This is a genomic window from Citrobacter sp. Cu096, assembly GCF_030332285.1.
Taxonomy (GTDB): Bacteria; Pseudomonadota; Gammaproteobacteria; order Enterobacterales; family Enterobacteriaceae; genus Citrobacter; species Citrobacter meridianamericanus.
Genome location: NZ_JAOWID010000019.1, coordinates 331035 through 357660, shown reverse-complemented (window position 1 = coordinate 357660; position 26626 = coordinate 331035). Strand labels below are relative to the sequence as shown.

19 protein-coding genes and 1 pseudogene are annotated in these 26626 nt (G+C 45.7%); 4 read left to right on the top strand and 16 right to left on the bottom strand.

Annotated elements, in window-relative coordinates; all coding sequences use genetic code 11:
- Positions 1-282 precede the first annotated feature (282 nt).
- Positions 283-1119 (top strand): helix-turn-helix domain-containing protein, encoded by an 837-nt coding sequence (locus tag OGX99_RS05760; protein WP_151224020.1) that lies wholly within the window; start codon positions 283-285, stop codon positions 1117-1119.
- 60 nt (positions 1120-1179) lie between these two features.
- Here OGX99_RS05760 and OGX99_RS05755 read toward each other — a convergent pair whose 3' ends face one another.
- The 4 genes from OGX99_RS05755 to OGX99_RS05740 are packed head-to-tail and all read right to left on the bottom strand — an operon-like array spanning position 1180 to position 5942.
- On the bottom strand, positions 1180-2127 hold the full coding sequence (locus OGX99_RS05755) for a fimbrial protein (RefSeq protein WP_151224019.1): 948 nt from the start codon (positions 2125-2127) through the stop codon (positions 1180-1182).
- Positions 2118-4580 (bottom strand): fimbria/pilus outer membrane usher protein, encoded by a 2463-nt coding sequence (locus OGX99_RS05750; RefSeq protein WP_210904088.1) that lies wholly within the window; start codon positions 4578-4580, stop codon positions 2118-2120. Before OGX99_RS05750 ends, OGX99_RS05755 begins: the two co-directional genes overlap by 10 nt.
- Before the next feature lie 25 nt (positions 4581-4605).
- The gene (locus OGX99_RS05745) at positions 4606-5310 is read right to left on the bottom strand and encodes a fimbrial biogenesis chaperone (protein WP_187253898.1); all 705 of its coding nucleotides are present in this window, start codon (positions 5308-5310) and stop codon (positions 4606-4608) included.
- Between the two features lie 53 nt (positions 5311-5363).
- Entirely contained in the window at positions 5364-5942 is a 579-nt protein-coding gene (locus OGX99_RS05740) for a fimbrial protein (RefSeq protein ID WP_286542938.1), read from the bottom strand.
- A gap of 482 nt (positions 5943-6424) precedes the next feature.
- On the opposite strand from OGX99_RS05740, the gene OGX99_RS05735 reads away from it, so the two are divergent.
- Positions 6425-7087, top strand: a complete 663-nt coding sequence (locus OGX99_RS05735; protein WP_286542936.1) for a LuxR C-terminal-related transcriptional regulator — start codon at positions 6425-6427, stop codon at positions 7085-7087.
- Positions 7088-7148: 61 nt separating this feature from the next.
- On the opposite strand, the gene OGX99_RS05730 is transcribed toward OGX99_RS05735, so the two are convergent.
- From OGX99_RS05730 to OGX99_RS05720, 3 genes are all read right to left on the bottom strand, one after another.
- On the bottom strand, positions 7149-8645 hold the full coding sequence (locus OGX99_RS05730; RefSeq protein WP_187253895.1) for a C69 family dipeptidase: 1497 nt from the start codon (positions 8643-8645) through the stop codon (positions 7149-7151).
- A gap of 342 nt (positions 8646-8987) precedes the next feature.
- Positions 8988-9452, bottom strand: a complete 465-nt coding sequence (locus tag OGX99_RS05725) for a YqeJ family protein (RefSeq protein WP_151217068.1) — start codon at positions 9450-9452, stop codon at positions 8988-8990.
- Positions 9449-10222: a winged helix-turn-helix domain-containing protein gene (locus tag OGX99_RS05720; RefSeq protein WP_151224017.1), complete on the bottom strand. Its 774-nt coding sequence runs from the start codon at positions 10220-10222 to the stop codon at positions 9449-9451. Before OGX99_RS05720 ends, OGX99_RS05725 begins: the two co-directional genes overlap by 4 nt.
- A gap of 574 nt (positions 10223-10796) precedes the next feature.
- Between OGX99_RS05720 and OGX99_RS05715 the strand changes: the two genes are divergently transcribed.
- Both OGX99_RS05715 and misL read left to right on the top strand, forming a co-directional pair.
- Positions 10797-11414 (top strand): helix-turn-helix transcriptional regulator, encoded by a 618-nt coding sequence (locus tag OGX99_RS05715; protein WP_151217063.1) that lies wholly within the window; start codon positions 10797-10799, stop codon positions 11412-11414.
- Between the two features lie 74 nt (positions 11415-11488).
- Entirely contained in the window at positions 11489-14302 is a 2814-nt protein-coding gene (gene misL, locus OGX99_RS05710) for an intestinal colonization autotransporter adhesin MisL (RefSeq protein ID WP_286542933.1), read from the top strand.
- Positions 14303-14399: 97 nt separating this feature from the next.
- Here misL and OGX99_RS05705 read toward each other — a convergent pair.
- The 9 genes and pseudogenes from OGX99_RS05705 to tviC all read right to left on the bottom strand — a co-directional run.
- Positions 14400-14477 (bottom strand): annotated as a pseudogene (locus tag OGX99_RS05705) (DUF1493 family protein); the annotation flags it as partial.
- An 878-nt stretch (positions 14478-15355) separates the two neighbouring features.
- Positions 15356-17338 carry a Vi polysaccharide transport protein VexE gene (gene vexE, locus OGX99_RS05700; RefSeq protein WP_187253893.1) on the bottom strand — a complete coding sequence of 661 codons (1983 nt, stop codon included), beginning with the start codon at positions 17336-17338 and terminating at the stop codon, positions 15356-15358.
- A 19-nt stretch (positions 17339-17357) separates the two neighbouring features.
- Positions 17358-18662, bottom strand: a complete 1305-nt coding sequence (vexD, locus tag OGX99_RS05695) for a Vi polysaccharide ABC transporter inner membrane protein VexD (RefSeq protein WP_286542931.1) — start codon at positions 18660-18662, stop codon at positions 17358-17360.
- A 22-nt stretch (positions 18663-18684) separates the two neighbouring features.
- Entirely contained in the window at positions 18685-19380 is a 696-nt protein-coding gene (gene vexC, locus OGX99_RS05690; RefSeq protein ID WP_151217059.1) for a Vi polysaccharide ABC transporter ATP-binding protein VexC, read from the bottom strand.
- 25 nt (positions 19381-19405) lie between these two features.
- Positions 19406-20200 carry a Vi polysaccharide ABC transporter inner membrane protein VexB gene (vexB, locus tag OGX99_RS05685; protein ID WP_210904098.1) on the bottom strand — a complete coding sequence of 265 codons (795 nt, stop codon included), beginning with the start codon at positions 20198-20200 and terminating at the stop codon, positions 19406-19408.
- Between the two features lie 9 nt (positions 20201-20209).
- Positions 20210-21277 (bottom strand): Vi polysaccharide ABC transporter protein VexA, encoded by a 1068-nt coding sequence (gene vexA, locus OGX99_RS05680; protein ID WP_286542929.1) that lies wholly within the window; start codon positions 21275-21277, stop codon positions 20210-20212.
- Between the two features lie 45 nt (positions 21278-21322).
- Positions 21323-23059, bottom strand: a complete 1737-nt coding sequence (gene tviE / locus OGX99_RS05675; RefSeq protein ID WP_210904100.1) for a Vi polysaccharide biosynthesis glycosyltransferase TviE — start codon at positions 23057-23059, stop codon at positions 21323-21325.
- Positions 23059-25554 carry a Vi polysaccharide biosynthesis protein TviD gene (gene tviD / locus OGX99_RS05670; protein WP_252838581.1) on the bottom strand — a complete coding sequence of 832 codons (2496 nt, stop codon included), beginning with the start codon at positions 25552-25554 and terminating at the stop codon, positions 23059-23061. The genes tviE and tviD overlap by 1 nt, the downstream gene beginning before the upstream one ends.
- A gap of 29 nt (positions 25555-25583) precedes the next feature.
- Entirely contained in the window at positions 25584-26624 is a 1041-nt protein-coding gene (gene tviC / locus OGX99_RS05665) for a Vi polysaccharide biosynthesis UDP-N-acetylglucosaminuronic acid C-4 epimerase TviC (protein WP_151224014.1), read from the bottom strand.
- Positions 26625-26626 lie beyond the last annotated feature (2 nt).

Genomic DNA, 26626 nt, shown 5'->3' with positions numbered 1-26626 from the left:
ATCGGAACTCCGATCAGTTTAATGCTAATTACTGTTGATTATAGTAACCTAGATAAATATTATTCTTTTAATTAATGAGGCATTTATAATATGCTGGTTAATAAATTCCCGGTCATTGGTTAAATGAATTGTATATTTATCAAAATAGATTTGACGACATGCTGTTGCTACGATATAAGAAATAAGCACTCTGCTATATAATTATTTCTTTACCTAATTGTTAAATGGACTGACGCTTTTTGTTATTACGGTTTTTATTGTTATTGGGTAGGAGAGGGGACATTGAAGTCAAAGACTATAAATGATGTGTTGTATTATATAGAAGATAATTTTGTTTCGGGCATCGATATTGATGATATTTCACGGTTTTCTGGATATAGTCGAAGGCATATTCAGAGTGTTTTAAAACAACGAATTAATATGCCCGTGGGGCTGTATATTCGTAAGCGACGCGTAACCAAAGCGGCAAACTTGTTACGTCTTACCCATATGGATATTATTGATATTTCAGTGCGGGTAGGATTCGATTCCCAGCAATCTTTCTGTCGTGAATTTAAAAAACTAACAGGTTATACTCCCACAGAATATCGGAAAAATTCCAGTTGGGATCTCGCACCATTACTATCATTTGTACAGCGCTGTGATGTTGTTGTCAGCGAATTACAACTTCGTACCTTGCCTGCTGATACCGTTTACGGATTTCAGTATAACTATGATACACCAATCCCACCCGCCAGTGATTCGCATCTGCATCGATTAAATTTGATATTTGAGCAACTTACCAGTTCAAAACAAAATGTGTGGGCATTAACCGATTTCTCTTCCAATCCAAACTCAATGATGCGATTGAAAGTAAAGAGTATCATTGGCAATAAAACGCATCATTCGCCAAATATCTATAATCGTTATGACTGTCCTTCGGGGGTTTATGCCTGTTTTTCATTCCGGTTTAAGAAAAAGGACTATCCATTCTATTCAAGATATATTTATTTGAAAATACTGCCAGAGAGTAAATTAAAAAGAAAAACAGGTTATGATATTGAAATATTTAAATATAATCAAGAAGATATTAACAATAAAACAATTACCTGTGAACATTACATTCCCATTGATATGTAATGTAAAAAAGCTCCACTTACGTGGAGCAAAGACTTCGCAGTACGCCTAAATTAGGAACGATTATTGGTATTCAGCATTGAAATACAAGACTGAGCGCACAATTCCAGGACTAACTTTGTTAGTTGTTTGATAATATTGTGCATAAAACGGGATAGAGTGGTTTCCATTATTCTGATGCGCTAAATGGATATACGTGGTATTTTTTAAGTTGATAACTCTTTGTTGTTGATCCAAAACCTGAATACCTATGCCAACCGCACCTTTGGGGTGGATATTCTGTAGAACACCACTATTACTGCTGTGATTATTCTCTATGCCGCTCCAGCTTAGAATAATCTGAGAAGGTGTTGTAAAATCACTTTTACAAAAAAGGTCGATAGTAAATGGTTTTCTTCCTGCAGTGCTGCCAGGGCCGCTAAACTGCTCAAGTGCTACACTGGGGAGTTTTACGTTGATTGTACGGTTACCTTTGATCGTGCATGACCGGTTGAGCATAGTAATATATTTTGCCGGCACAATAATATCCATCACGGGCAACGATTGAGTGGCACTTCTGATTTGCAGGTTGATCGCACCCGCAGCAGGCCCGGCCGCAAGCTGATTATCCAGCTTGATTAGCTCAATATTAATTTTGCTGTTTCTGAACTCATCTGCCGTCGCTTTAAAATCTGATGGCCACTGGATCTTTCGTCCGGTTGAGGTTTCCAGGGTGACTTTAATGCCAATACCGCTCACATTGCTACGCATAATACCGGGCTGTTTCATTGCGGACAGATCCCCAATAATCTGGGCAGAAAAAGGATGGCTGTCATTACAACCTGACGACTGAATATTCTGTAGGGAAAGTGTGCGCGTCTGAATAACCCCTCCGGACTGGATTGACTGTTTATCGTTAACGATTTCCGGTGACAAGATAATCTTTTGTGTGTTCAGGGTACATGCAGCACTGGCTGTCTGATGAATGCCCATTACACACCCCAGAATTAGAACGACACGTATTATTGACATGTGGCCTCCTGATTTTTTAACACGATCGTGCATTTCCCCGTTTCCAGTGAAACGAACACTTCTGGTGAGGTAGTTTCATCAATATAAAGCGCACCACCTTGCCCAACGTAGCCGACATGATTATTAGCTTTGTCGCGGATGATGGCGCCGAATGGCATTTTCTGCTGACCCTGCAGACGAGGATAAATAATATTCTGTTTTCTTAGTATCGTTTCAAAAGTGACTGGAATGACATTACCTTCATACGGCGCAATCTTGGCCTGGGTTTTGGTAAAATTCAGGCCTTCAGTTGAACCTTTTGGATCGATAGTGACGTCGTTTACGCGCCATGGACGAAGCCAGGGCAGAATAGCGTAGCCATTTTTATCGAAGCGGGTTCCAGGCACACCATCAAGATGCGCGCCATGCGCATCAGGCGCATGGACTAATGCGACGGTATCTGAGCGCTCTGGAGAGAACGTTATTCCCCCCGAGTGGCCAACCAGCATTCCACTCATTCCCCCGCTGACCTGGTGCCATGAGTTGCTCTGGCTCCACGTTCCGCTCAGAGAGGTATAAGGCGTACGTATCATGCCGTTTGTCCCCCATTCCACATCACCACCACGGGCATAGCCAGTATTTACGCCCCAAACGATATTATTTTCTTCATCAGACGACGTCGTGAAGCCGAGGCGTGTATTGCTCGCTTTGCCGTTATTGCTGTAGCTATCAGAGGAGATTTGTGTAAAACCGGCGTTATCCCGGGGCAGGAAATAGCTGAATGAGAGCATGATTTGGTCGTCTTTGGTGACGGAGCCCTGTTGATCCTCATTCCAGAAACGCTGGGCGGATATGCTCCAGGTCAAGTTGCCCCAGGCATTGGTATAACCCACGGCATACTGGCGATAGTTATCCTGTTGATCCCAGAATTTCTTAAGAGAGCCAGATAAATAGAATGAGCCCCAGGTGTCGGATAACGGCTGATTAATACTGGCGCTAAACGACTGCTTTTCGCGTAATGAGAGGTATTGGTTGACGGATGCTTGTGTATCCAGGGCATCCAGCGCATCGCGTTGACCGTAAAAGTGATGTGAACTGTATTTAGCTTCCAGCCAGAGCGAGGTTTCTGACCAAGGGAGAGTTCGATTCCATGTCAGACGATATTGTTGTCCTTGCTGGCGATCGTCCTCAAGATTCAGGCGAGATTGGGTGACATCAAGGGCGAATGCGCCAAGCTGGGAATTGAGCCCGCTACCGATGAGGGCTGACTGATAGCGCTCGAATCCGGATGCCCCCGTATACAACGTTAAATAGTTGTTCAGGCCATACTGCCAGTAGGCCTGTGCGGCAAACGGATCTTTATCATAATTATCTTCATTGACGGTCCCAAGGGTGATGCCATAGCGCGAAACGCCGGGTTTTAGTAGTTGTGGTACTGAAGAGTATGGAACGGTAAAACGGCGGATACGTCCGTCTGATTCCTGAATCGTGACCAGCAATTCGCCGCCAGTATTCGCGGGCAACACTGATTCAATCGAGAATGGCCCAGCTGGAACCGAAGACTGATGAATAGTTTGGCCATCCTGGGTAACGGTGATGCGGGCGTTGGTCTCTGCTACGCCACGAATGATTGGCGCCCAATTTAGCGTGCTGTCCGGGCGCATTAAATCCTCAGAAGCCAACCCCATCCCAAGAATAGCAATACTGTCGAACATCTGGCTGTCAGTATAGAACTTGCCAGCGCTGAACATGGATTTCCAACTAGTGATTGGCCGCTTTAGCGTTGTACGATTATTCGTGTAATGGCTGCCCATTTTGCTGTCCCAATTTTGGCTACCAAAATGTTCAATTAGCCACCCGCCAGCGGAGCTGCGGATATCCATTCCCAGCCAGGCGCTGTCCGTACTTGAGCGATTGCTACCGCGTTGCTGAGTACTGTAATAATCTGCGTTGTAGCCGAAATTAATCGCCGGAACTCCCGGTTGCCATAATTCAGGTTGGATATAATTAGTTTCTATATTGTCGAGATAGGCCTGGGGGACGGTGATGTGCAGTTCAAGTTGGCTGGTATTGAGCTTCTCAGTTGTTTTACCGCTGGTATCCCAATCAGCCAGACGTTGGCACTCCTTTGGTTGGTGTGCCAGCGTTTGATTCATTTTCCCTGGGTTAATACCCATACCTGTGAGGAAGGCTTCAGAGTAACAACTGACTAACTCTCCGTGATTATCTTTTTTGAATGAGAGCTCACGACGTCCGCGCCAACTATCATTAATATAAATATCTACAATATATGTTCCTGGTAATAAACCAGCGGCATTGAATGATTGTAAATCGTTAAGCGAAGCATTGCCCATCAAGATGGCATTATCAAACTCGTAGCGAGACCTGTCTTCTGCGTGAAGTCCAACTGAAAATAATGAACCATGAAAAATAACGAAACAGGGTATGGTGAGGATCCTTTTACATAAACCCATTGTTAATTCCTTTTATCCCTTTTTATTAATTAACGGTTGTTTTGTGTTCCACAATTCCGCCGTAATCAGTAATTGCTTGTAAAACAACAGACTCGCCCCGGCTAATTTGTTGTTTTGCACTGAGAGTGGTTTTGCTTTTCGGGGCGATCATGACACCCTCGTTTATGAGTCCATGGCCTGATGACGTCACAACATCTGCAACAGTGATGAAGAACGGGGTAGGGTTTACCAGTGTTATGTCTCGTTGGTTTGCCAGAATTTGTACCTTGCTTTCCGCATTCTGACGGTCACCTAACCCACTGGGTCGCCAGAAAAATTTGAAGCGCGAGCGAATAGCCAAATTGAGCATGGCTGAATTTTCCGTGATGTTATTCTTATCCACGGCAGGAATGTCCAGTATGTTTAGCCACCACATAGACTCTCTGTCAGTAGCGACAATATGTTTATCAGCGACTTTTTTTATTCTGAGTGATTGCCCATTACCTGCGTCAATGCGAGCAATGGGCGGGGAAATAATAAATGGAGTGGTAATTTCTTCTGGTAATTTTTCTGGGTCTCCTTCATCTAACCATATCTGGGCCAGCGAAGGGGATTTTCCTGTATTGGTCATTTGTATCGTTATTTCCGCAGAATCCTCAGCGTAAATAAATCGGGTACCATTAACAATGATATTGTTTGCGTGCGCAGTCGAGAGCGAAAATAGAGCTAATAAATAAATAAAGATTTTCATGAGACCTCTATTAAAATAAATGCTATAGCGCAGAAGGCTATAGCATTGTGTATTTAGAGATAAGTAATGCTATAGTTTGCCTGGGCGCTTACAGGACCCGGCTTAACGTATGATGAATTATTATCTTTCGATATAATGTAACCTACATTGAATTTATAAGTTAAAATTGGGCTACCATTTTCATGTCGGAGATAACCTTCCTCAGGACCAAATCGGTTGCTGTTTTTATTCAGATCAATACTGTTTTGTTTATTATCCGTGATAACTAGCGCTACATTTTTGTCTCCACTACTTGTCATATTTTTGAGATATCCCTCTTTAGTTAAATGGGAATTACCATTCCAGGATAACTTTGGAGTTGCGTTTTCATTAATATAACAATTTTTCACTCTAATACTAAATGATTGGAGTTGTGTTGCATGAGATTTGTTAACTAATGTATTGAGAACCGGGTTTAATTTTACCTGTTTATCTTGATCTCCGGTTTCAATTATGCACGAATTGGCATAAACGTGACCGGTGAAGTTAACTTTCCCTTTTGGATCCGGGTTAGGGCCATGTCCGAAATCTGCCATGGCGGAAGGAATTACGATGGCACAGCTAATTAAAGTAATAATTGATAGTTTACTCATAATGCGTTCCTCATTGAGAGATAGATCGTCCCTATTATCAGTAACATTGTCCGGGCACATTTTGTCTTGCGCCCTATAAGGCTGTCGCCCGCTATCAATTATGTTAGATAAATTATTGTTGTACATCGTAGATTGGACGTATTTCACTCATCCTATGATATTAACAATGATCGTTAAATATGAGCCTTAATGAATTGTTATCATCTGTAAGATGATTGAGGTTAAGATACTTCTTAACTCAACGGGTGATGTTAAAACATATAAAATACAATATGTTAAGTTGTCACTTTTGAAATTTTCAAAAAGTCGCAAACAAAAATCGAACTTTGTATTCGGAAAAAGCGAATGATCGTATTGCACAATTAGCTAAATTTCCATAATTCAATCAGATTATCTTTAATCTTAAGTAATGACTTGTTATTGGTTTTCCATGCAATAACAATAGGGAATATTGTCAATCCTCATTTGAATGAAGGCCACATATGCTTAACATGGACAGTAAGATAATACTGATTAGTAACCAATCAATACAGACGCAGCTGTTGCTGGATTATCTCAATAAGCAAAGCGATATACTGGTTGATTTTGTTAACATTAGCAGACCGGATATGTCTTTTATCGCTGAGGAAAGTATCATCCTCTATGATATTCAGGCATCTAGTCGTAAATTAAAAAATATCTGGTCAAAATTACTTAATGAAAGCGCATGTGGTTTGCGTGTTTATATTATTAATTGCCTGCGTTCGCTCCCGCTCTATGAGAACATGCTATGGCCAAATTTTGAGTCAATCGTACCAAATAATTGCTCTATTGAACATTTATTAACGCTTCTTAAAGAGGGGCGTAAAACCTCTCGTCCACCACGCTCACTGTCACCGCCGCAAAAAAATATAAACCTCACACCATCCGATAGTGACAACGGAGGTTTAACCGAAAGAGAATATGAAGTTCTGACTGAGTTGTCGAAAGGGGCATCAAATATTGAAATTGCTAACGCATTTTTTATCAGTGAAAATACAGTGAGAACGCATATTTATAATATTTTTAAAAAAATCTCTGTGAATAACCGAACACAGGCCGCCTGCTGGGCCAACTCGCATCTTAGAAGCCCGGTTCTTGATCAACTACCCTGGAAAGAAATGTAAGTATACTGCTGGCACAAAGTTCTGATGTTGACTTTGTGCCAGGATATTATCGTGTTGTTACTCAGTCTTTTTTCGCTGCGTTGGCAAAGAAAATATCAGACTGAATGTCTTTAGTGCGGATGGTAAACAGCTGATTAGTCAGATCTTCCGTCAGCTTCTCGGCGTCAGCCATGATGCGAAGGTTGAAGTCATTCAGCATCTTATCGGCGGCAGGTTTATCGGTTTTCGCCATCTTCAGATACTCTGCTTCGACCTCTTTTTGCTCCTTCGCTACTTTGTCTTCCCACGCTTTGTAGGCCTTTTTGACGATTGGCGCGAGCTTCGGATAATCGGTCATGGTCAGCGTCTGTAATTTACGGTATTTCCAGTAAATGGATTGATCGTCCGCTTTATCGCTACCCATCGTGTAATTAGCCGGATACGCTTTCAGGCCGCTGTAGTACGGAACAAAGGCGGTGAGGTCGGCCATACCCAGACCAATATAGGTCGTTTCACCAATTTCTTTTGGCAACCACGGGCGAACCTGCATAACGTGCGCCTCATAGGTGCGGAAGACGCTGATCGGACGCCATGGCTCTTTACCGTTCAGACCGTTGGTGTAGGGATCATGGCTGGTGCCTTCGTAATGGTTACGCAGTACGGCCTTCACATCGTCCAGCGTCATTTTCTTCTCTGGCGTCATGAAGACCGGGAATTCACGTCCTTTGGCCATATCCTGGTTTACGGAAGGATTGAACTCTTTCTGGATGGTCCATACGCGAGGGTCGTTATACGTACGGTCACGTTCGTCATCACGGGTATAGGCTTTGGAGAAGTTGAATTTACCGTCTTTTGCAGGTTCGTACAGACCTTTTTCGGTCGCAAATTGAATCAGGTTTTTTGACGCCATCATGTCAGGGTTTTTCGGATCGTAATCCTGTAAACGGCCCTGATTGCCGGTGGCAAAATACTGGTTATTCGGCAGGCGTTGTGCCATCCACTGGTGGCCGCTGCCGGTTTCGAGGTACCAGATCTCGTTATCATCGACGACGGCAACGCCAAAGCCTTCACCCGCACCGACGGTCTCAACGATATGGCCCAGCAGCGCCACGGCTTCACGCGCGGTTTTACTTTGCGACAGCAGAATATCCGGGATATCGTCTTCGGTAATCCCCTTATCCTCAACATACGGGTCGGCGGCCAGCGCTTTTGGTGAGGCAAAAATAGATTCTGTACCGCTCACACCGACGCCCAGTTCGTTAAATCCGGTCGCGCCGTGCAACTGGGTTTTCCAGTTTGGAACAGTGGTATAACGCAGCGAGTTTTTGGGTAGCGGCCAGGTAAAGTCATTCGCGCCGTTATGTGCTTTGGTGCTGTATACCCCGGTCTGATTCTGTTTTGCCGGGTGAATGACAAAATGCTGCGCTTTCAGGGCATCGCTGTCAGCGCTACGTGCTACCAGCATGGAGCCGTCCGCTGATGCTTCATTACCGACCAGCAGGGTCGTACAAGCAAAACCTGATGAAACAACGGCTAAATTTATAGAAAGTGCAATCAGGCACTTTTTAAAAGTAAACATTACGTATCCCTCATATGTACGCCAAAAATACACCGGAAACATACCGTTTCCTGAAATGCGATAACGTCTGAACCCTCAGACATTGCTCGCGAGAGAGATAAACGCCCCTGCCCACGCCTTCTCTAAATATCCATCCGTAGATTGAAGTCTTCTGGGCAAAATAAAACGCCCATTTCGCTTAATTATTACGCAATAGATATCGTGATATTCAGGATGTTTCCTGATTCGGGATGAAGAATAGCAATGGGTTATTAGAGGATTCAGTGACCCATGTCGCGTAAGTTGATGATGGAATATATGAATTCCAACGAGAGGGGGCGCTTTTTGTATCTGGATATGACATTACCTTTTGCGGCAGTACAGCGAAGGAACAGTGGAAGTCGCTACTATCCACGCCCCTTTATACTCCTCCATGACCAGACTCAGACGCTGTCCGGTTTCGCGATAAAAACTGGGCAAAGTCTCGTTGATATCGTCTTTATCGGCAGAGTCCGAGAAGGTTTTTACCAGTTGCGTCGACTGCAGCACGCGCGCGTCGTGGTGCTGGGTATAGGTAAAATAGATGTTTCTGCTAATACCTGTGACGTGACGTCCGTACAGTTTTCCGGTTAAGGTTGCCAGTCCCTGATGGTCGTACAGTCGGTACGACACCGTACCGGTAAAGCGGTTGCTGCCAATGTTCCACTCCACGTTACCGACGCAGTTCAACGGTCTGTCGGCGTAGCGTGAATACCATAACCAGGCTCCTGAACCCAGCATCAATACCACCCCGATCGCCAGCAAGATAAGATTGTGTATTTTGTTCATTTCCCGCGCATCCAGTAATAATGAGTAGAACAAAACGCGTGAACATCTATCCGCGCATCCTTATCGCATACAAAGGCCACCATCCTTTGTGCCTTACGGTAACCTGAAAGAAATACATGTTTATTATCTTCACAAAGATCGGGATGCGATTGCATCAGGCTGAAATAGCTTTCCAGATTGTGTTCATTCGGTGAGTAATAAATTTTACAGTTTTCCTGTGAGGGAATTTGCATAGAAACCGACACGAATTTACTAAACGGCATGACAGGGCGAGTCTGATACCACACCAGCCAGATAATCAGAGTAGTAATAATCACTCCGGTGGTTAAGAAAATGTTCCACCAGGGAGTCGACGTTGCTACTTGCGGTGGAGAGGGTATTACCTCTGGAACCTTGTTTTCCTTAATAAATGGTGCTAAGGGGGGCTCGATTTGGGAATGTGTGATCGTCTCCACATGCGTATTCTCATTTAATCTGAGTCCACGCCGGGAAATAGTTTTGACGGTATCACGGGGCAATCCGACATCCGCCAGTGCATTGCGCAACGTCAAAATTGCCTGGTAAAAAGTATTGGTTGTGGTCACATTGTTTCTTTCTCCCCAACCTACTTTGAGCAGCGTGTTCTGAGAAACAATGTCACTTGCGTGAGTAATTAAATAGAGAAAACAGAGCGAGGCAGGGAGTTGCAGTTGAATTGTTCGTCCTGTCTGTCGATTGACCAGGCTTTTGTTATCAGGATTAAATTCGACCAACTGGTTGATAAGGTACAATGCCCGCCCCTTAGTAACGAAAATGTCTCATATGTTGCATTAACATACCCATTTAATATTACATCGAAATGGATAAGACGCCTCTACCTTTGTACTTGATCAAAGATAAGAATTTTGTGTTCAACTATTAAATCCTTTTAATACAATGAGTTATGTTGATGATATCTTAGGTGGTAATTAACTAAGGTTAAATAATGAGAATTAATTACAGGTTTATCTGATTAGTTATTATATTTATCACATAACATCACAAAGGTTTCTGGTTTTTAGGAATCTTGAGATTTACTAAAATCATTTTGTAAGGTTTTGTTTTAGCAAATAGTGCTGTATTTACGTCTATCGTGATGTCTGGATTTGTGTATAAAACTCCTAATATATTGGCTGTTAGTCTGAGAGAAAGCTTCGTAATACTTATCAACATAACGACATTTACAGGTGGAGATTGTTTTTCTATAGGATTTTATAACAAGTTCACCACTCGACTGTTATTAGCAGAAACGGATTTCACCACGTGTCGGATTGACACATTTATTTACCGATGAAATATTTATGGAAAATAACAGGGGCATAGTTGATGAAGAGAAAGCCGCTACAGAGTGTTCGTTGCATAAGCTGTGAATTATCCTGTGAATTATTTCCGGATGCTGCCGTACGTGCACAGTATTGCCACCGAGCCGCTTTTGCTGTCTGGCCAGAGGGTAATGATTATTTGAAAAAAGGTATTATTGAAAAACTTTTACTTAATAATCATAACCATTTATCCCATGGATTTATTTTTATCGATTTTTCATTCCCGAACTTGCGCTTGTTCACCGACCCGCAATGGGTGGATCGCCTGACGCAGAGTGGTATGCATATCGTATTGATAGCGGACCGGATCCTGGCACCGTTAGCCAATTACTGGTTATCGAAAAGCAATAAAATTCAAGGGATTATTTATTCCAATGATAGTGATGAAGTTCAACATCAGAAAATACGTCGCTTATTCCGGGGGCATCTCGCCAACAGCAAACGTGGGCGTTCATTAAATTATACGGAAATGATATTACTCAAGCGATTTATTTCAGGGATAAGTATTCAGCAAATCACCAGAATAGATAATATTGATGTTAAGAGAATATATGTCTACAAACTTCGACTTGAAGATAAGTTAGGTCTGAGTATTCATAAAATACTCTCTAACATTTTATAGCTGATTCTCATTTTTATTATTTCCACATCATCGCGATGTGGTGGACGCCCTACGCCCGAAAGCAGGAGGCTATTATGAAAAAACCTAAGCATTATTCACGCATTGCTATCGCGGTATCGACCGCGTTAACGTCAATGGTATTTTCAACCCACGCGGCCTGGATTGATATTGACAGTCTGCCTTCCAGTGGACTGGTGAGCAGCCTTTCTCCGGAGTTGCAGGCTTTATTTCCTGCACAGGCGAATGCCAATTTCGCTAAAACCAGCGCTACGCCGAATTATGTTTATCAATGGAGTGCCGGCACCATTCCTGTTTTTGGCCATGGATTAACGCTGAATGGGCCAGGAGCAGAAGCCTTCGAACACACCATTACCGTTATTCAGAATAGCGCGACGGGTAGCCCGGGCGTTATTTTTGGTGACGACCTGACGATCCGCACGCAGTCGAAGAATGCCGCTAATAATGGTAAGGATGTTGATGGTATCCGCACACACGGGGTCAATTCACCGGATAACCCGGTCTTTATCATCACCGGAGATCGCACCAGCATTTATGTGGACGGTCAGGATGGCGACGGTATAAACGCCGGTTACAGTGCCTATAATCAGGGGCAGGGTTGGAAAGGTTCAGCCAACATTTACGTTGGCGACGATCTGTATATTCAAACCACCGGTTATCAGGGGCGCGGTATCACTGCAAACGCGATGAGAGACGAAACGCAGGCCAAAAATACGATTGTCGTCGGTGACCGGGCACACATTGTGACGATAGGTGACAGTTCAGAAGGTCTTCGCACCGGGCAGAGTGGGTCCTCGATCCGCCTTGGTAATGATGCCACTATTGAGACATCGGGCACTTCCTCAATAGGGGTCTACGCCGCTACATCGTCCAAAACCGAACTGGGCAATAACGCTACCATTTCGGTGAGCGGCGCCAGCGCCCATGCGGTCTATTCCACCAATGCGACGGTGAATCTCGGTGAAAACGCGACGATCAACGTAAACAATTCGGCGAAAGCAGCGTCATACAACAGCAAAGCGCCACGCGGCCTGTATGCGACTTCACGCGGGGCAATAAATCTGGCTGGCGGTGCTGCCATTAGCATGGCGGGCAATCACAGCAATGAAAGTTATGCCATCAGCACCGAAACGGGCGGCTCCGTAGATGGCTCCGCTGGCGGGCGCTTCCTTATCGACGGCGATCTTCATGCCGCTGGCGCGACTGCTGCAACCAGCAGCCTGCCGCAGCAAAACAGTACCATTACGCTCAACATGACCGACAACTCGCTGTGGAGTGGGGCGTCATACATCACCAGCGTCACGGCAGGAACGGGGGTTATCTCGCTGCAAATGAGCGATGCGAGCTGGAATATGACCAACAGCTCAACGCTCACCGACCTGACGCTGAACGGCGGGTCAGTGGTGAACTTTGGGCATGCTGACGGCGAACCGTGGCAGACGCTTACCATTAATGAAGATTTCATCGGCAACGGCGGCAAACTGGTTTTCAATACAGTCCTGAATGACGATGCCTCCGAAACCGACAAGCTGAAAGTGCTCGGCAACACCACGGGTAACGCGTTTGTGGCGGTGAACAACATTGGCGGAACCGGGGCGCAGACTGTTGAAGGTATTGAGATTATCGAAGTGGCCGGTAATTCTGACGGTACTTTTGAGAAAGCGGGTCGTATTGTTGCCGGTGCGTACGACTATAACCTGGTGCAAAAGGGCAGCAACTGGTATCTGACCAGCTTTATTCCAGCTCCGCCGGATCCGGAAGACCCGGACCCGGTAGATCCCATCGACCCGGATCCGGTTGATCCTATTGACCCCGGTCCTGTCGATCCAGACCCGGTAGATCCTGTTGACCCGATAATCCCTGAACCGGAAATACCTGTCGCACCTCCGGTCACCGAGCAGCAGTATCGTCCGGAAGCGGGTAGTTATCTGGCGAATAACTACGCCGCAAACACGCTGTTTATGACCCGACTGCACGATCGTCTGGGAGAGACGCAGTACATCGACATGCTGACGGGCGAGAAAAAAGTCACCAGTATGTGGATGCGTAACGTCGGGGCGCATACCCGCTTTAAAGACGGTAGCGGGCAGTTGAAAACCCAAAGCAACAGCTATGTGCTGCAGTTAGGCGGCGATTTGGCGCAGTGGAGTAGAGACGGCCTTGACCGTTGGCACATCGGCGCAATGGCAGGTTACGCCAACAGTCAGAACCGCACGCAGTCCAGCCTGACTGGCTACCATTCACGTGGTCAGGTCACCGGTTACAGCGTAGGGCTGTACGGCACCTGGTATGCCAATGACGCAGACAAGACCGGCACTTACGTAGACACCTGGATGCTGTACAACTGGTTTGATAACAAAGTGATGGGCCAGGAGCAGGCGACAGAGAAATACAAATCCAGCGGGGTAACTGCTTCTGTTGAAGCGGGTTATAGCTTCAAACTGGGTGAAAACGAGCGCAACAGTTACTGGCTGCAACCGAAAGCGCAAGTGGTGTGGATGGACGTGCAGGCCGACAGTCATCGCGAAGTGAACGGTACCCGCGTGAAAGACAACACCGATGGCAACCTGATGACCCGCCTGGGCGTTAAGGCCTTTATCAACGGTCACAACGCCATCGACGACGGTAAATCTCGCGAATTCCAGCCGTTTGTCGAAGCCAACTGGATCCACAACACGCAGACGACTCGCGTGAAGATGGATGATGTGAACAACGATATGCGCGGCACGAAGAACATCGGCGAGCTGAAAGTCGGTGTAGAAGGGCAAATCACTCCGCGTCTCAACGTGTGGAGCAACGTGGCCCAACAGATCGGCGACAAAGGCTACAGCGATACCCGCGGTATGCTGGGCGTGAAATATAACTTCTGACGTAGTTGCAAGTAAGGGAAAAGCCGCTGATTAACCGATCGGCGGCTTTTTTATTCGCGAAGCGGTAGGTCGGATAAACGGCATCCATCAATAAGGCTCATTCATAAAGCCATTTACCCGCTTTTGCAGACTCAGTCAGCATGCGGAGTGTTAATGGCTGCGGCTCATCGTCATCACTGTTACAGGTAAAAAAAGCATCGTGAGGTCTGGAATGTCTTTGAAATCCTCAGGGACGCCTGGAAGTATGTGACATGGGGAGAGGGGTAGGCATACTGGTGTGAACCTAAGGAGCATTATCGCGTGAGAGGAGAATGAGTGATCTCTTATGACGATGCCAGGGGCTGCAGAGGTAGGCAGAGGTATGCACTACATCCTGAGCTACCTCAGCAATCAGCGCTTCACTGGGTCTGCCGTAGGTACTCCCTCCGCCTGACTAGCAACTAACAGCGCGTCCCAGTTTTTCCCCTGAGAGTGATATACGTAGGCAAGTTGCGCATTGGCGTCAGCACCCGGATGTGCCTGCAACCATTTATTCGCTTCAGTAAGAGCTTGTTGATTGTAGCGAGCATCTACCCACGATAGCGCTGCCAGATTTCAATAGTGGCGATGTCGTTGTGATCAACTCAGATGGAAACTTGCCGCCAGTCGGCAACCTGATTTGTCGTTAGCGCGCTTTGCTTTCCCTGACCCTCAAGATAACGCAATAACGGCACACTATTACCACCCCGCGCTTCAATAACTAAAGCGTCATGCTCTGATATCGCTGTAGAGATTTGCATAGGGAAAAGAACGCTTGACGTAAAAGCGGATTTCGATGCCCTATTTAACCTATCTGAGGGAGGACTTCAGGATACTGTCTTCTGGTAACCCTCCGACAAACAGAACTACAATCAGGTATAACGTAATTATTATATAATTCTCCATTTTTCATATCGTTAGAACGAAAAAGCACCCGAACGTTAATGAACGGATGCTTTCTAAATAGAATAACTTAGTTTTACTTGGCGGCTGCATCGCCTGGTGCGCCAAAGGCATTGCAGGGCAAACGTCTTTTCAGCCCAAAGATGATTCATCCTTGCGCGTGATGTTTCGCCAAATCCCCCCCGAAAGTCTCAGATTTTCCGGACCGCTTTTCAGGATTTCGGTCACACAATTCAGGTAATTGTCTTTCCAGCGTGTAATGAAAGAAGACTGGCTTTCGAACCTCTGCGGATCGACCATTTTCTCCAAAACAAAATGGATGCGCCCATCTCGCCACACCGGAACACCAAATACGGTGGGTAAGTGCATCTTCCAGGCAAGACGAGAGCAAAAGGTGGAGTAGGTAATCTGCTGGCCAAAAAAGTCGATAGTCGGCGCGCTCAAATTCAGCGCGCCGTCTATCGCCACAACAAGTGACTGCCCACTATGTAAAGTCTGTATGCAGGCCCTGACTACGTCCGCTTCGCTTTTATCGCTAACCGAAATCAACCGCTCACCGTAGCCCCCTTTGAGCACGCCAGGTGTGGAAGCCACCCACTTGCTGTTCATTTCCAGCAAGGACAGGATCATCGGCCCGGCATACATTGCGCCCAGATGAGCCGATACAACAATGCAACCACGTTGATCAAGCTGCAGTCGTTGGAAAAATTGCTCGACATGCGATATATCGGCCAATCGGTACATCGGTTCGTCGGCCTGCTCTCCACGGCATTCAAGCCAGTCGAGGAGATAATTATCTGCAAGATATCCCCACTTCGCCCGGCGTTCCCATTCATGGCGCTCGATACCGGACTGCCTGCCAGCAATTTCCCATGCCCAGTCAAGGCGCTCAGGTGGTAGGTTAACGGCAGATATTTGCCCATCAAGCGCCAGCAGCCCCTCTTCGAATGACTGAGGCAGATGGCTCGCTCTGGCCTGAATATAGTGCTCAAAGACGTCTTCCGCTTTGCTTGTTTTCCCCGCCTGTAACAACGCCGCCGCGGCATAACGGTTCCATTTACTCGTTGCCCCTTTTTCCTTTGCAAGTTGTACAAACTCATCGCTGGCAGCAGCGTATTGCCCAACCTGACGCAGTGCTCGGGCATACATCGCTCTGACATAAGGAAGGTCAGGATGAGTCGCGAGCGACTGCTGCAGTAACGGAATGGCTTTCTCATTCTGACCCGTTCTGATTAAGGCATCGGTATACAGGGTCACGATACGTAAATTATCAGGATTAAAATGCAGGGCGTGAGACCAATGCTCAGCGGCCTGAAGCTTCGCTTCCCGGCCACGACCGAATTGATAGTAGGCAAGTCCCAGACTACGACGCAGCGTTGCACCATCCAACCCACGGGCTATTGCGGACTCCCCAGTCTGAATGGCTTCCTGGTATTTACGGGCAGCGCACAGCGTATCAACCGCCAGCCCCGCCGACTCCTGACTTTCTAACGCGAAGAAAGGGAGCAATGCACGAGCCAGGTCATGATCTTCTTGTCGGCGGCTTTTATTTAAGAAACTGAGACAGGTTGCAATCATATCTCCCCGCGGGGGAAATTCCTGCGCCTGTGTTCTGGCCAATGAGATTGCCTGTGACTCTTTATCCACCAGCGCCAGGCTGCGCAAATGGAGGGCAAAAATTTTGCTATTGCCCGAAAAAGCGAGCCATGCCCGCTCGGCTAAGTCAGCAACAGTCGCATATTGTTTACTCTTAAGCAGCACGCTTGCGACCAGCAGGACATCCTCCGACTGGCACACATTCACCGCCAGCAGTTTATTAACCACCTGTAGTACAGCATCCCGACGATGTGATGCCAGCGGCGAAATAACCCAGCGTCGCAATAAATCACGGCCATTCTTTGCAGTCAGAACACGGTCAGACAACAAAGTTAGCCCGACATCTGTTTCATCTCTACGCAAACACGCGATAGCGAAGAGAATAATGTTTTGCTCATTTCCAGCACTATCTCGCACTTTTTCGGGATGCTGACCGAAATAGTGGCATAGCCCCTCCCAATCCTCTCGTTTGAGCAGGGTGGTTGGCGATATTTTTTCACATGTAGAGTGCAAGTTCATCGTATTTCCTTACTCTGCCTTATTCACGCATCCGCCTGATGGTTATCAGGAGAGAAGTCACCAGGTACGCGATGCCCAGCAACACGAAGAACAGTAACCACTTTGTTCCATCGGCATAGCGAGTGGTGTCAGACACCGTCATCGGTTGAGAAATAATCAGCAAATACCGTCTCTCACGTAAAGCTTGAAGCTTCCCTTGCTGTAAGGTCTGTAAGGCAGATTCCCAGCGTGTTTTGGCGATCTCGTTCTGCAGGCGAAGATCTTCAAACAAGGACAGGCTTTCTGAAGAGCCTTGCGACCCTAACTTATTTGACAGGCGGTTACGCTGTTCGCCGATCTGCTTTTCCAGTACCTTGATTTTGGCCGACAGGCGAGGAATAAGGGGGTTCTGATCCAAACCATTAGCCATTAATTGCGCGTACTCTGCTTTCGCTTCCGCCAACTGCGTTTCAAAGCCAGCAATTAATTGATAAATCGCGGTCACGGTTTCCTGCGGTTCAATATCTTTTTGTATATGCTGTATTTTTAGCAATTCTAGCCGAACTGCCCCCAGATTTTCCTGGGCCGATTTAACATCGTTTTCCAGCCATAAAATCCGTTCCTGCTGCATCCGCGCTGAAACGGTATTAACGTGCTGTTCAGCAAAAGCCAGAATACGCTGGGCAAAAAATTCAGCCTGTTTCGCACTCCGCGCCTTCACGTTTAAACGCAGCATGCCCTGTTGAATATCGACAGCAACCGAGACTTTCGATAAATAGTAACGGTAAGGATCATTATTAATACCCAGAGGTGCATGGTAGCGGGAAAATAATGCGATATCGTCTTGCGCGAAATAAGATAAAAAGCCAAGCTCTTTTTCCATCCGCTCCATCATTTCTTTCGAAAGTATAAACTCGCGAACCTGAAAGCTTTCCGACATCTCATTGCCTGCGCCAAAGAAAGCTGTTCCAGAAAAATTATCCTGGCTGGCATCCGTTTGCACAATAAAGGTGGCATCCGCGCTATAAAAACGCGAGGTTAATAGCCACGACATAAGCATAATAACCAGCAGCGGCAAAGCAATATAAAGAAAGAGCCGACGTAGCGATTGTTTGGCTTGCTGAACACGTCGCTCTTTAATAACCAATGACGCTCTACGGACAGAATCAGCATCCGTCGCGGACCATCCGGCGTCTGGGCGATGATGACTTTTCGAATCTGCCTTTTTTTCCGTCTGGCTAAGGGCGCGTTCATCCTCTTTTTGTTGCAGTCGCGAGGCCCGGCTTTCTTCTGCTACCTTCGCCCTTTCCTCTTTCCATTTTTTAATACGTTCTGAATTATCCACACGCTATCCGTATATTTTCTATCTATATATCAAAGGAATAATCATCAGCTTGAATCGTCGCCTGATTTGACTGATTTTGTTCAAAAAGCGCAGATGCCTGTGCTAAATCTTCACACATCGTAATTTTTCCATGTAGCAAAACGCCAAACGCATGACAGTGTTCTTTAATAAGCCGAGGGTTGCGCGTTAGTACAATCAATCCTTTCTGTTGCAGCTCAAGCGCTAGCGCCGCCTGCATACGCAACTGTGAGGCATTATCCCCGGTGTACAGCTTGTCATCGGCAATATAAAGGCGGCAGGGAAGCAGTAAATTAATGGCAAATGCCAGATGCGCTTTCATCGTGACAGAATATTCACTCACCCTGTCGGTATAACGCTGTTCAAGCTGGGTCAATTGATAGCAGAAATGTGAAAACTCATCGCCATCCAGACCATAAAGACTTGCCATCATGCGCGCATTTTCTTCGCCGGTTAACCCTGGCAGAACAAAAGCATTTGCCCCCAGCGGGAGCGCATCGCCCCGTAACCCAATAAAATCCCCTTCATCAGGAGCATCTATGCCGCACAGCAATCGAGTTAGCGTCGTTTTGCCTGAACCAGGGGCCGCCAGAATACCGATGTGCTCATGGTAATCCATGACAAAATCTGTTTTATCAAGGACCACCCGCGGGCCCTTATCAGACTCAAAATAGCGTGTACAACCTAATAAACCGAACACGAACGCGTCTCTCCTGAAGCAAAAGTCATTGATTTTCAGCGTCACAGATCAGGTGAAAAATGATGCCCGCGAGGAATAACGTTGCGGAAAATGCCAGAGGGTAAAGAGGTTCAAGGTACAAGGAGTGATACCCCTCAAACATTCCTTCTCTGACTATCTCATTAGCATGAAGTAGAGGGTTCCAGCTGAATATGCTTAATAATGAATAGGGCAATTCATTCGCCGTATAAAAGACAGCCGAAATCAAAAACATAGGTCTTAGCACCACAGGAACGGCTTTGTAGACCAGCGGGAACCGTTCAGACAGGGCATCACAAAAGTAACCAAACGATAACCCCAGAAGCCATGCGATAACCATCCCTTCAAAAATCAGGATCGGTTTCTGGGCTTCCCAACGAGAAAATATAAGAAAGTTAATCAATGAAACAATAATATAAATGATAACCGCATTAACAAATTCGACTGCGGCAAGAGCAAAAATTACATGCCTTTTCTTAACCTGCGAGACAACCGCCAACGATGTAAAGAATGAACGGGTGCGCATAGTTGCGGTAATGGTATAACGAAATAACAGATACGGTAATATACCTGCAATAACAAAGCTGATATCGTCAGTGAATATTGGCACCGTGCGATTTAAATATTGAAAAGAAATAACGGTAATGGTTATCCATACCAGTGGTACGGCCAGCACCATCATATAGTTTAGCAAATTACCGTTATAGCGTGTTTTGATATCGCGTGACATTAACAAAATGATTAACTCACAGACAGTAATGAGTTTCATAAAATAATAAGTATTATTTTTCAAAATATTCATATGGCGACGTTAGAAAGAGTTTGAGCCGCGGATCAAAAAGCTATCGAATGCGGCTTTCACCTTAGCGAAATCAGTCAAAGAGGCGTTCGAGATATAGATAACATCGCCGTTTTCCACTCGCATGGCCTGTGCTAAAAACACCGAGTCAGGTTGGCTCATATCGACATGATAGATATTCAGCTTACGCATCTGCTGTTTCGCCTGTTCCGCTTCGTTATGCTTGTACAGAAAAACCGCCTGCGGATCGGCAAGATTGTCATTTAATCCTTTCGCCAGTGCCAAAGCATCCACCACGCTGGAATGACTCTGAACCAGAGCATGTTTCCCCTGAACACCCGCTGCGCCGAGCACATTAACATACTCGGTCACTTGACGTAGAGTGATACGGTCATCCGGCTGTAAGGCAATATCCAGCTCGGGATACTGATAAATATCTGACAGTCGCGCAGTGAAATAATGCTGCTGGCGCGTCACGTGAACTTCCATCATATCTGCGCTGGTATTTTCTACTGCCACTGCCGTTGCCAAAAAATGACTCAGACGATTCATACTCTGTTCGAGAGGGTAACGACCCGTTTTCCCGCTGCCCTCGATCGTCACCATGGCCCCGGTGCGGGCGGTAAGTGTCACTAGCACTTGGGGATTCAGGACAACGCGCGCAAGTCGCTGTCTGATCTCATCAGCCAGTTGCGTCACATCCAATCCAGTAACCGGGATTGTCCCGGCATAAGGCACCTGAACGGTATTACCGTCAGCCACAAGAATATTTTCAAAATCCGCACGGTCGCCGCTCGCGTTATTGGATAAATACCCCGCCCCGCCCGAGGATAAAATAGTGATATGCAGCACATCGCCTTTAGCCAAAGATGTCCAGTGCCAGTTATTTGCGACAAAGACCGGATCGACAATAGTTTTCGGCACAGTATCGGTATCACTCATTTTTAATGTCGGAGTGACTTCGACCAGATTATAACGAGGATCGTCCTGATTAATCAGGCTGGATTTAAATACCGCCCTGGGAATAGTACATCCCGAAAGCAGGAAAAACGTCGTTAACAATATAATAATTTTTTTCATGGCTTATTTTATAAATGAAATAACTGAAAAAATGCTGCCCATTAATTAACGAGGCTGAGAGGAAATGGTTTGTACAAACGTTCTCACCATATGTTCCACGGTGAAGCGTTCTTGTAAAAATGACCGCGTCTGTTCGCAAATACCGGTTCTGCTGCGCCATAAATTGACCAACTGTTCTGCATAGCGGCAAGCCTGGTCAAGATTGACCGTCAGTGCATCATCAAGAATGAAACCTGAAACACCTTCTATAAAGCATTCTGCCGATCCACCAGCAGGGGTTGAAATCACCGGCACTCCGACCATTTGTGCTTCAATGAGCACATTGGGTAGCCCTTCATAACGCGAAAACAAAATGAATACATTCATTTTTTGCAGCCAATATCCCACGTCACGCGAAACGCCAACAAATAGTACTCTTTCCAGAATCCCCAACTGTTCAGCGCGTTGCTGTGCTTCAGCGCGCATATCCCCATCGCCTACCAACACAAAGCGCGTGGCGGGGTGGTGCTGTAAATAGCGTGCTGCAAAATCAATCCATGCAAGAGGGTTCTTATCGCCGACAAAGCGGAAAACGCCGCCGATAGTCGTGTCCGCATCCTGTGTTTTTTGCGTAAACTGCTGCCAGATTTTATGTGGCACCTCAGAAGAGGGTTCGGTAGATGGCGGTAAGACGCCGTTATATACAACCTGGAAGTGCTTCGCCTCCAACTTCAGCCAGTCGGCATAATGGCGGGTCACACAATGGTTGTTACTCATAAAATCAACGCCAGGCACAACCGCCAGTGCCTGGTAGAGAGGCTCGTATTCCGGCTTGAACAGACGCTTTCTCACTACCGGCGGTAACCCACGTAATCCCAGTTGAATTCTGGGCACGCCAGCAATCAACGCTGCAAGCGCAATCATCAGACAAGCGCCATCCTGCCAAACGGAGAGATAATCCGGCTTGCGCTCGCATAAGTGGGGGACCAGATGCTTGATGCCGTAATTACACACCGGCGGCAGATGAGATAACAATAAGCGCAACTCCGGAGATTCTATTGTCGCATCATCAAAGAAGTTTCCGGTAATCTTCGCGATCTCAAGCACCTCGACCTGTTCTTCCAGCACTTCTTTCAGGAAAAAATCTTGCCTGAGTTCCGGTGTCAGGGAGCGAATAATGAGCTCTACCGGTTCTTCTACTTTCAGGTCGCCAATTTTCCCCTGTTGCCGATACTTTCTGGCGATCTCGATAGCCAGCCTGGAAATCTGACGTTCTGCACCACCGCTACCTAGCGAACCAGTACAGAGCGCAAGACGACCGAAAGACCCGACGGGAAGCTGTCGAGGTTGACGATTTCGGTAGAACAAGATGGCATGCTTCATTGCAATAATACGGGTGTTGGTCCCCACAGGGATCGTTTCCCCTTCAAGACGTTCAAGCAAATCGCAGATCTTATTTATTTTGCCTAAATAATTGTTATATTTTTTCTGTACGTTGTTGCTAACCTTTTTAAGAATTAGCTGCGCATCTTTGGCTAGCCCCGTATTATATAAACGCCGTGCATACTCATAACGTGCTTCATCATTATTTTGCGCAATCAGCGTTTCGTAGAGCGCGTATGCACGCTCCGTTTCATTGAAATCATGAAGAAATTCGGCTTTTTTTAGCATAGCTAATGAAGTTAAAGCTTCAGCCGGTAATTCATTGTCAATTAACGTAATAGCTTGCTCAAGCTTCCTCTCTTTTTTCAATGTTGAAAGTGTTTTACCTAGCACAGCTATCTTTTCTTCCTGCGTAATCATTACGACTTCCCTGATGTATTTTTTTGTAATGCGGTTATGCAGGTCGAGATCTGCTTGGCCACTGGATCCGTTGGCCCATTCACTTTCTCCAGTCGCTGCCAATACTGCAAAGCCTGGTTGTAGTCGCGTAAATGCATTGCATTTAATGCAGCATATTTCAAGGCATAGGCATTTTCGCTATCAAAAACGAGTAATTTTTTCGCATAATCTAGATGTTCATAAGATGCGATAGTACTGCCGCCATCCTTCAGTGACTCATTAAATAACCTGATAATTTGCTTAAATTCACGCATCAGGCGAGAAGCATCAGGATCAATTCGTTTCAGGCTAATCAATACAGATAATGCTTCATCCAGACGACCTTCACTTTTCTTTTGACGTACATATTTAAGTGCTCTGGTTGCAACATTGCGACACTCTTTCTCAAACAACTCGTTCATCGAGGCATTCTGGAATGATGGAGAAATACTCATGACGTTAGCAATCAAATCAATGAGGAACGGAATGTCGTTAATATGACGTATGCTGCGTAACATAATCGACTGCAGGCTGGTAATGTTCGAGTTACGAATCAAGGTCATGTGTGCCAACGTGCACGCTTCTTTCCAGGCACCAAGATTCACCAGAGTTCTTGCACAATATACGGTGCTAATGGGATCGAACTCCAGAAGTGGCCACACAATTTTCGCCCCTGTCAGGATATTTTCATAATCCCCGCGCTCATACATTTCTCTTAATTTCTCGCGCCATGCCGTTTTAACTTCATTATTAAAGCGTGAAATACGTGCATGGGGATAAACCATAAATGCAGAGTAGCTGTACACCAGCGAAGTACTCAGTGAGACAAAATTATCAACCGAATGTAGCGACAGCGCGGTATTGTTCCATGCCTCAAAAACGTCGTGGAGTTTATCTTTATACGAGGTGCTAAGCGCCTGATGATAGCTCATATTTTTGATGCAGAAAGCTGTGCGAATGACGAGACCGGTATCATGAATCGTCGACAATACCGTCAGCGCAAATTCTGACTCATGGCGGAGTAGCTGCTCGAGCGCATGCATGAAAATCAATTCATCACTAAATTTGATTGCCAAAGATAACGCTGTTTCCATAAACGCATCATTTAGGCACTGCGATTGAATGCCGGCATGGAAAGCTTCGGAGAATGCAGTGCCATCATTGAAATATTGCGTGCTGCTCAGGAAATTAACCCATCCGCTTTGGGTTTCAGGATTCAATAACAGCACACGTTTCCAGTATTGATATGACTTATCAAACAGTTGTAAAGCATCGGCTGAGCCGGCGGCAACAGTAAGTACTTCTTCATCTTCAATTTCATTGGAAAGCATCATTTCGGCTGTCGATAAGGCTTCCCGCCAACGCGCTAATCCATGTAGAGACCTCAGTCGACAACGTAATGTACTGTCCGTCGTACCGATAATTTTCTCAACATCACTAATATCCTGATAAGCCTGTTCATAATAACCTAAACGGCTGAAAATTACGGACCGAAGTTGGATCAGAACAGGCTCTTGCTGCTGATTTCTTAATGCGGCAAAAAGTTGCTGTGATGCAGCAATAATGTCGCCATCTGCAAGCTGCTTAGTGATCGATAAGGTAATCTCACGTATTTTATCTTGTTTCTCTTGCCGCCCCTCATCAAGATGATGATTGGTATTGTTGATCACTCCCTTAAAAATAGCCGCAACGATCGCGTCACCAAACATGTCGGTATAATGAGTAAGATCGTCGCCATTTTTTTCCAGGGCACGTTTCTGCCCCCACTTTTCCATCAAATTTGTCGGGTTAACGCAAGGAATACCCATTCTGGCGGCGATAGCGTCGACATTTTTAATTAACCGACTGCGGGACTGAATGACGGTTCCGGCACGAGTCACGGCATCAACATGAGTCATAAACATAACGCGATCGTGACCAAGAAGCTGAACGATTTCGATCATATCCTGTTCGATAGCATGCTCATCCATCTGCTCGACATTGATATTGCTTAATAAGGCACGATCGTCTTCCGACATTCCGGCAAAACAGGGATCGTCTTTGAGATAGGCCAGCAGTTTATGTTGATTTCCTTGCGTGGCCAGCGACCAGTACACACGCGCCCGCTCTGTTTGGCTAAAAAACTCATAGAAATGACGAGTTAAATAATTTATTTGTAAGCAGAAACCATAGGCCATAATCTTCTTCTGACTTGAAATCTCGACGATATAGAAATCAGAACGACTATGAACATCGGTGTTTGAATAGTTTACGGCAGGTCTAAAAATAAAAGGCCGGACCTTTTCTGGAATATCTATCAAGCCCAAAACAAAACGTACCTGCTGTAATGCCTCGCTGCTCGTATGAGTAAAACCATATACTTTTTTAAAGTTAGCCTGAAAATTAAAATAAGGCTGAGCTCGTTTTACCGGACTCACAATACGGCAACTACCAATGGCTGTTAGCGTAAACATCCCTGACGATTTCATTAAATTCATCCACGTGAAAGGAAAGTGAGTAGTTATACTCAGGAATACAAAGCAGTCTGTTTATCGATATACCATTTTAGAGTCTGCTTAAGTCCTTCTTTGATATCAAATTCAGGTTCATATGAAAGAAATGTTTTTATTCTGGTGATATCTGCCTGGCTATGTTTAACGTCACCGTCGCGAAAATCTTTATAAATTGGTTCAGCTCTACTTTGTTCGTCCCGCCATAAATTCAGCCCATCGCGAATGAGATAATAAAGTTCATTTAACGAAGTTCTATCTCCAACAGCCACATTATAGACTTTATTTTTTGAGGCTAAATCATTAGTCGTTGCTGATAATAGATTGGCTTGAATCACATTCTCTATATAGCAAAAATCCCGACTTGTTGAGCCATCGCCATTGATATAAATTGGTTCATCTTTAAGAAGCGATAGTATCCAGCGAGGAATGACTGCAGAGTATGCTCCGTTAGGGTTTTGGCGGCGACCAAATACATTAAAGTAGCGTAGGCCAATAGCATTAAAATCATAGCTGCGAGCAAATACCTCGGCGTACAATTCATTGACGTATTTTGTCACCGCATACGGGCTTAATGGCCGGCCGATCCGTTCCTCAATTTTAGGTAAATCGGGATGGTCACCATAAGTACTACTGCTTGCGGCATAGGTGAAACCAGATACATGTGCATCTCTCGCCGCCGTCAACATATTTAAAAAACCATCAATATTAGCGCTATTTGTCGTGATAGGATCCTTCAAGGAACGTGGCACGCTTCCCAAAGCGGCCTGATGTAAAACGTAATCGACGTTCTCACAAACAGCCTGGCAATCGGCAAACGATCGGATATCCCCATGAACAAAGGTAAACCGGGACCATTGTTCTTCACTGACAGCGGCACGCACATCCTCTAAATTATGTTGATAGCCAGTTGAAAAGTTATCCAACCCAACTACAGTTTGATTTAAAAACAGTAATTCTTCTAATAATCCAGAGCCGATAAAACCTGCTACGCCAGTAATAAGCCAACGTTTTGGTTCAAGAACGAGTTGTATTTTTAATTCATCATAAGCTGTCATGA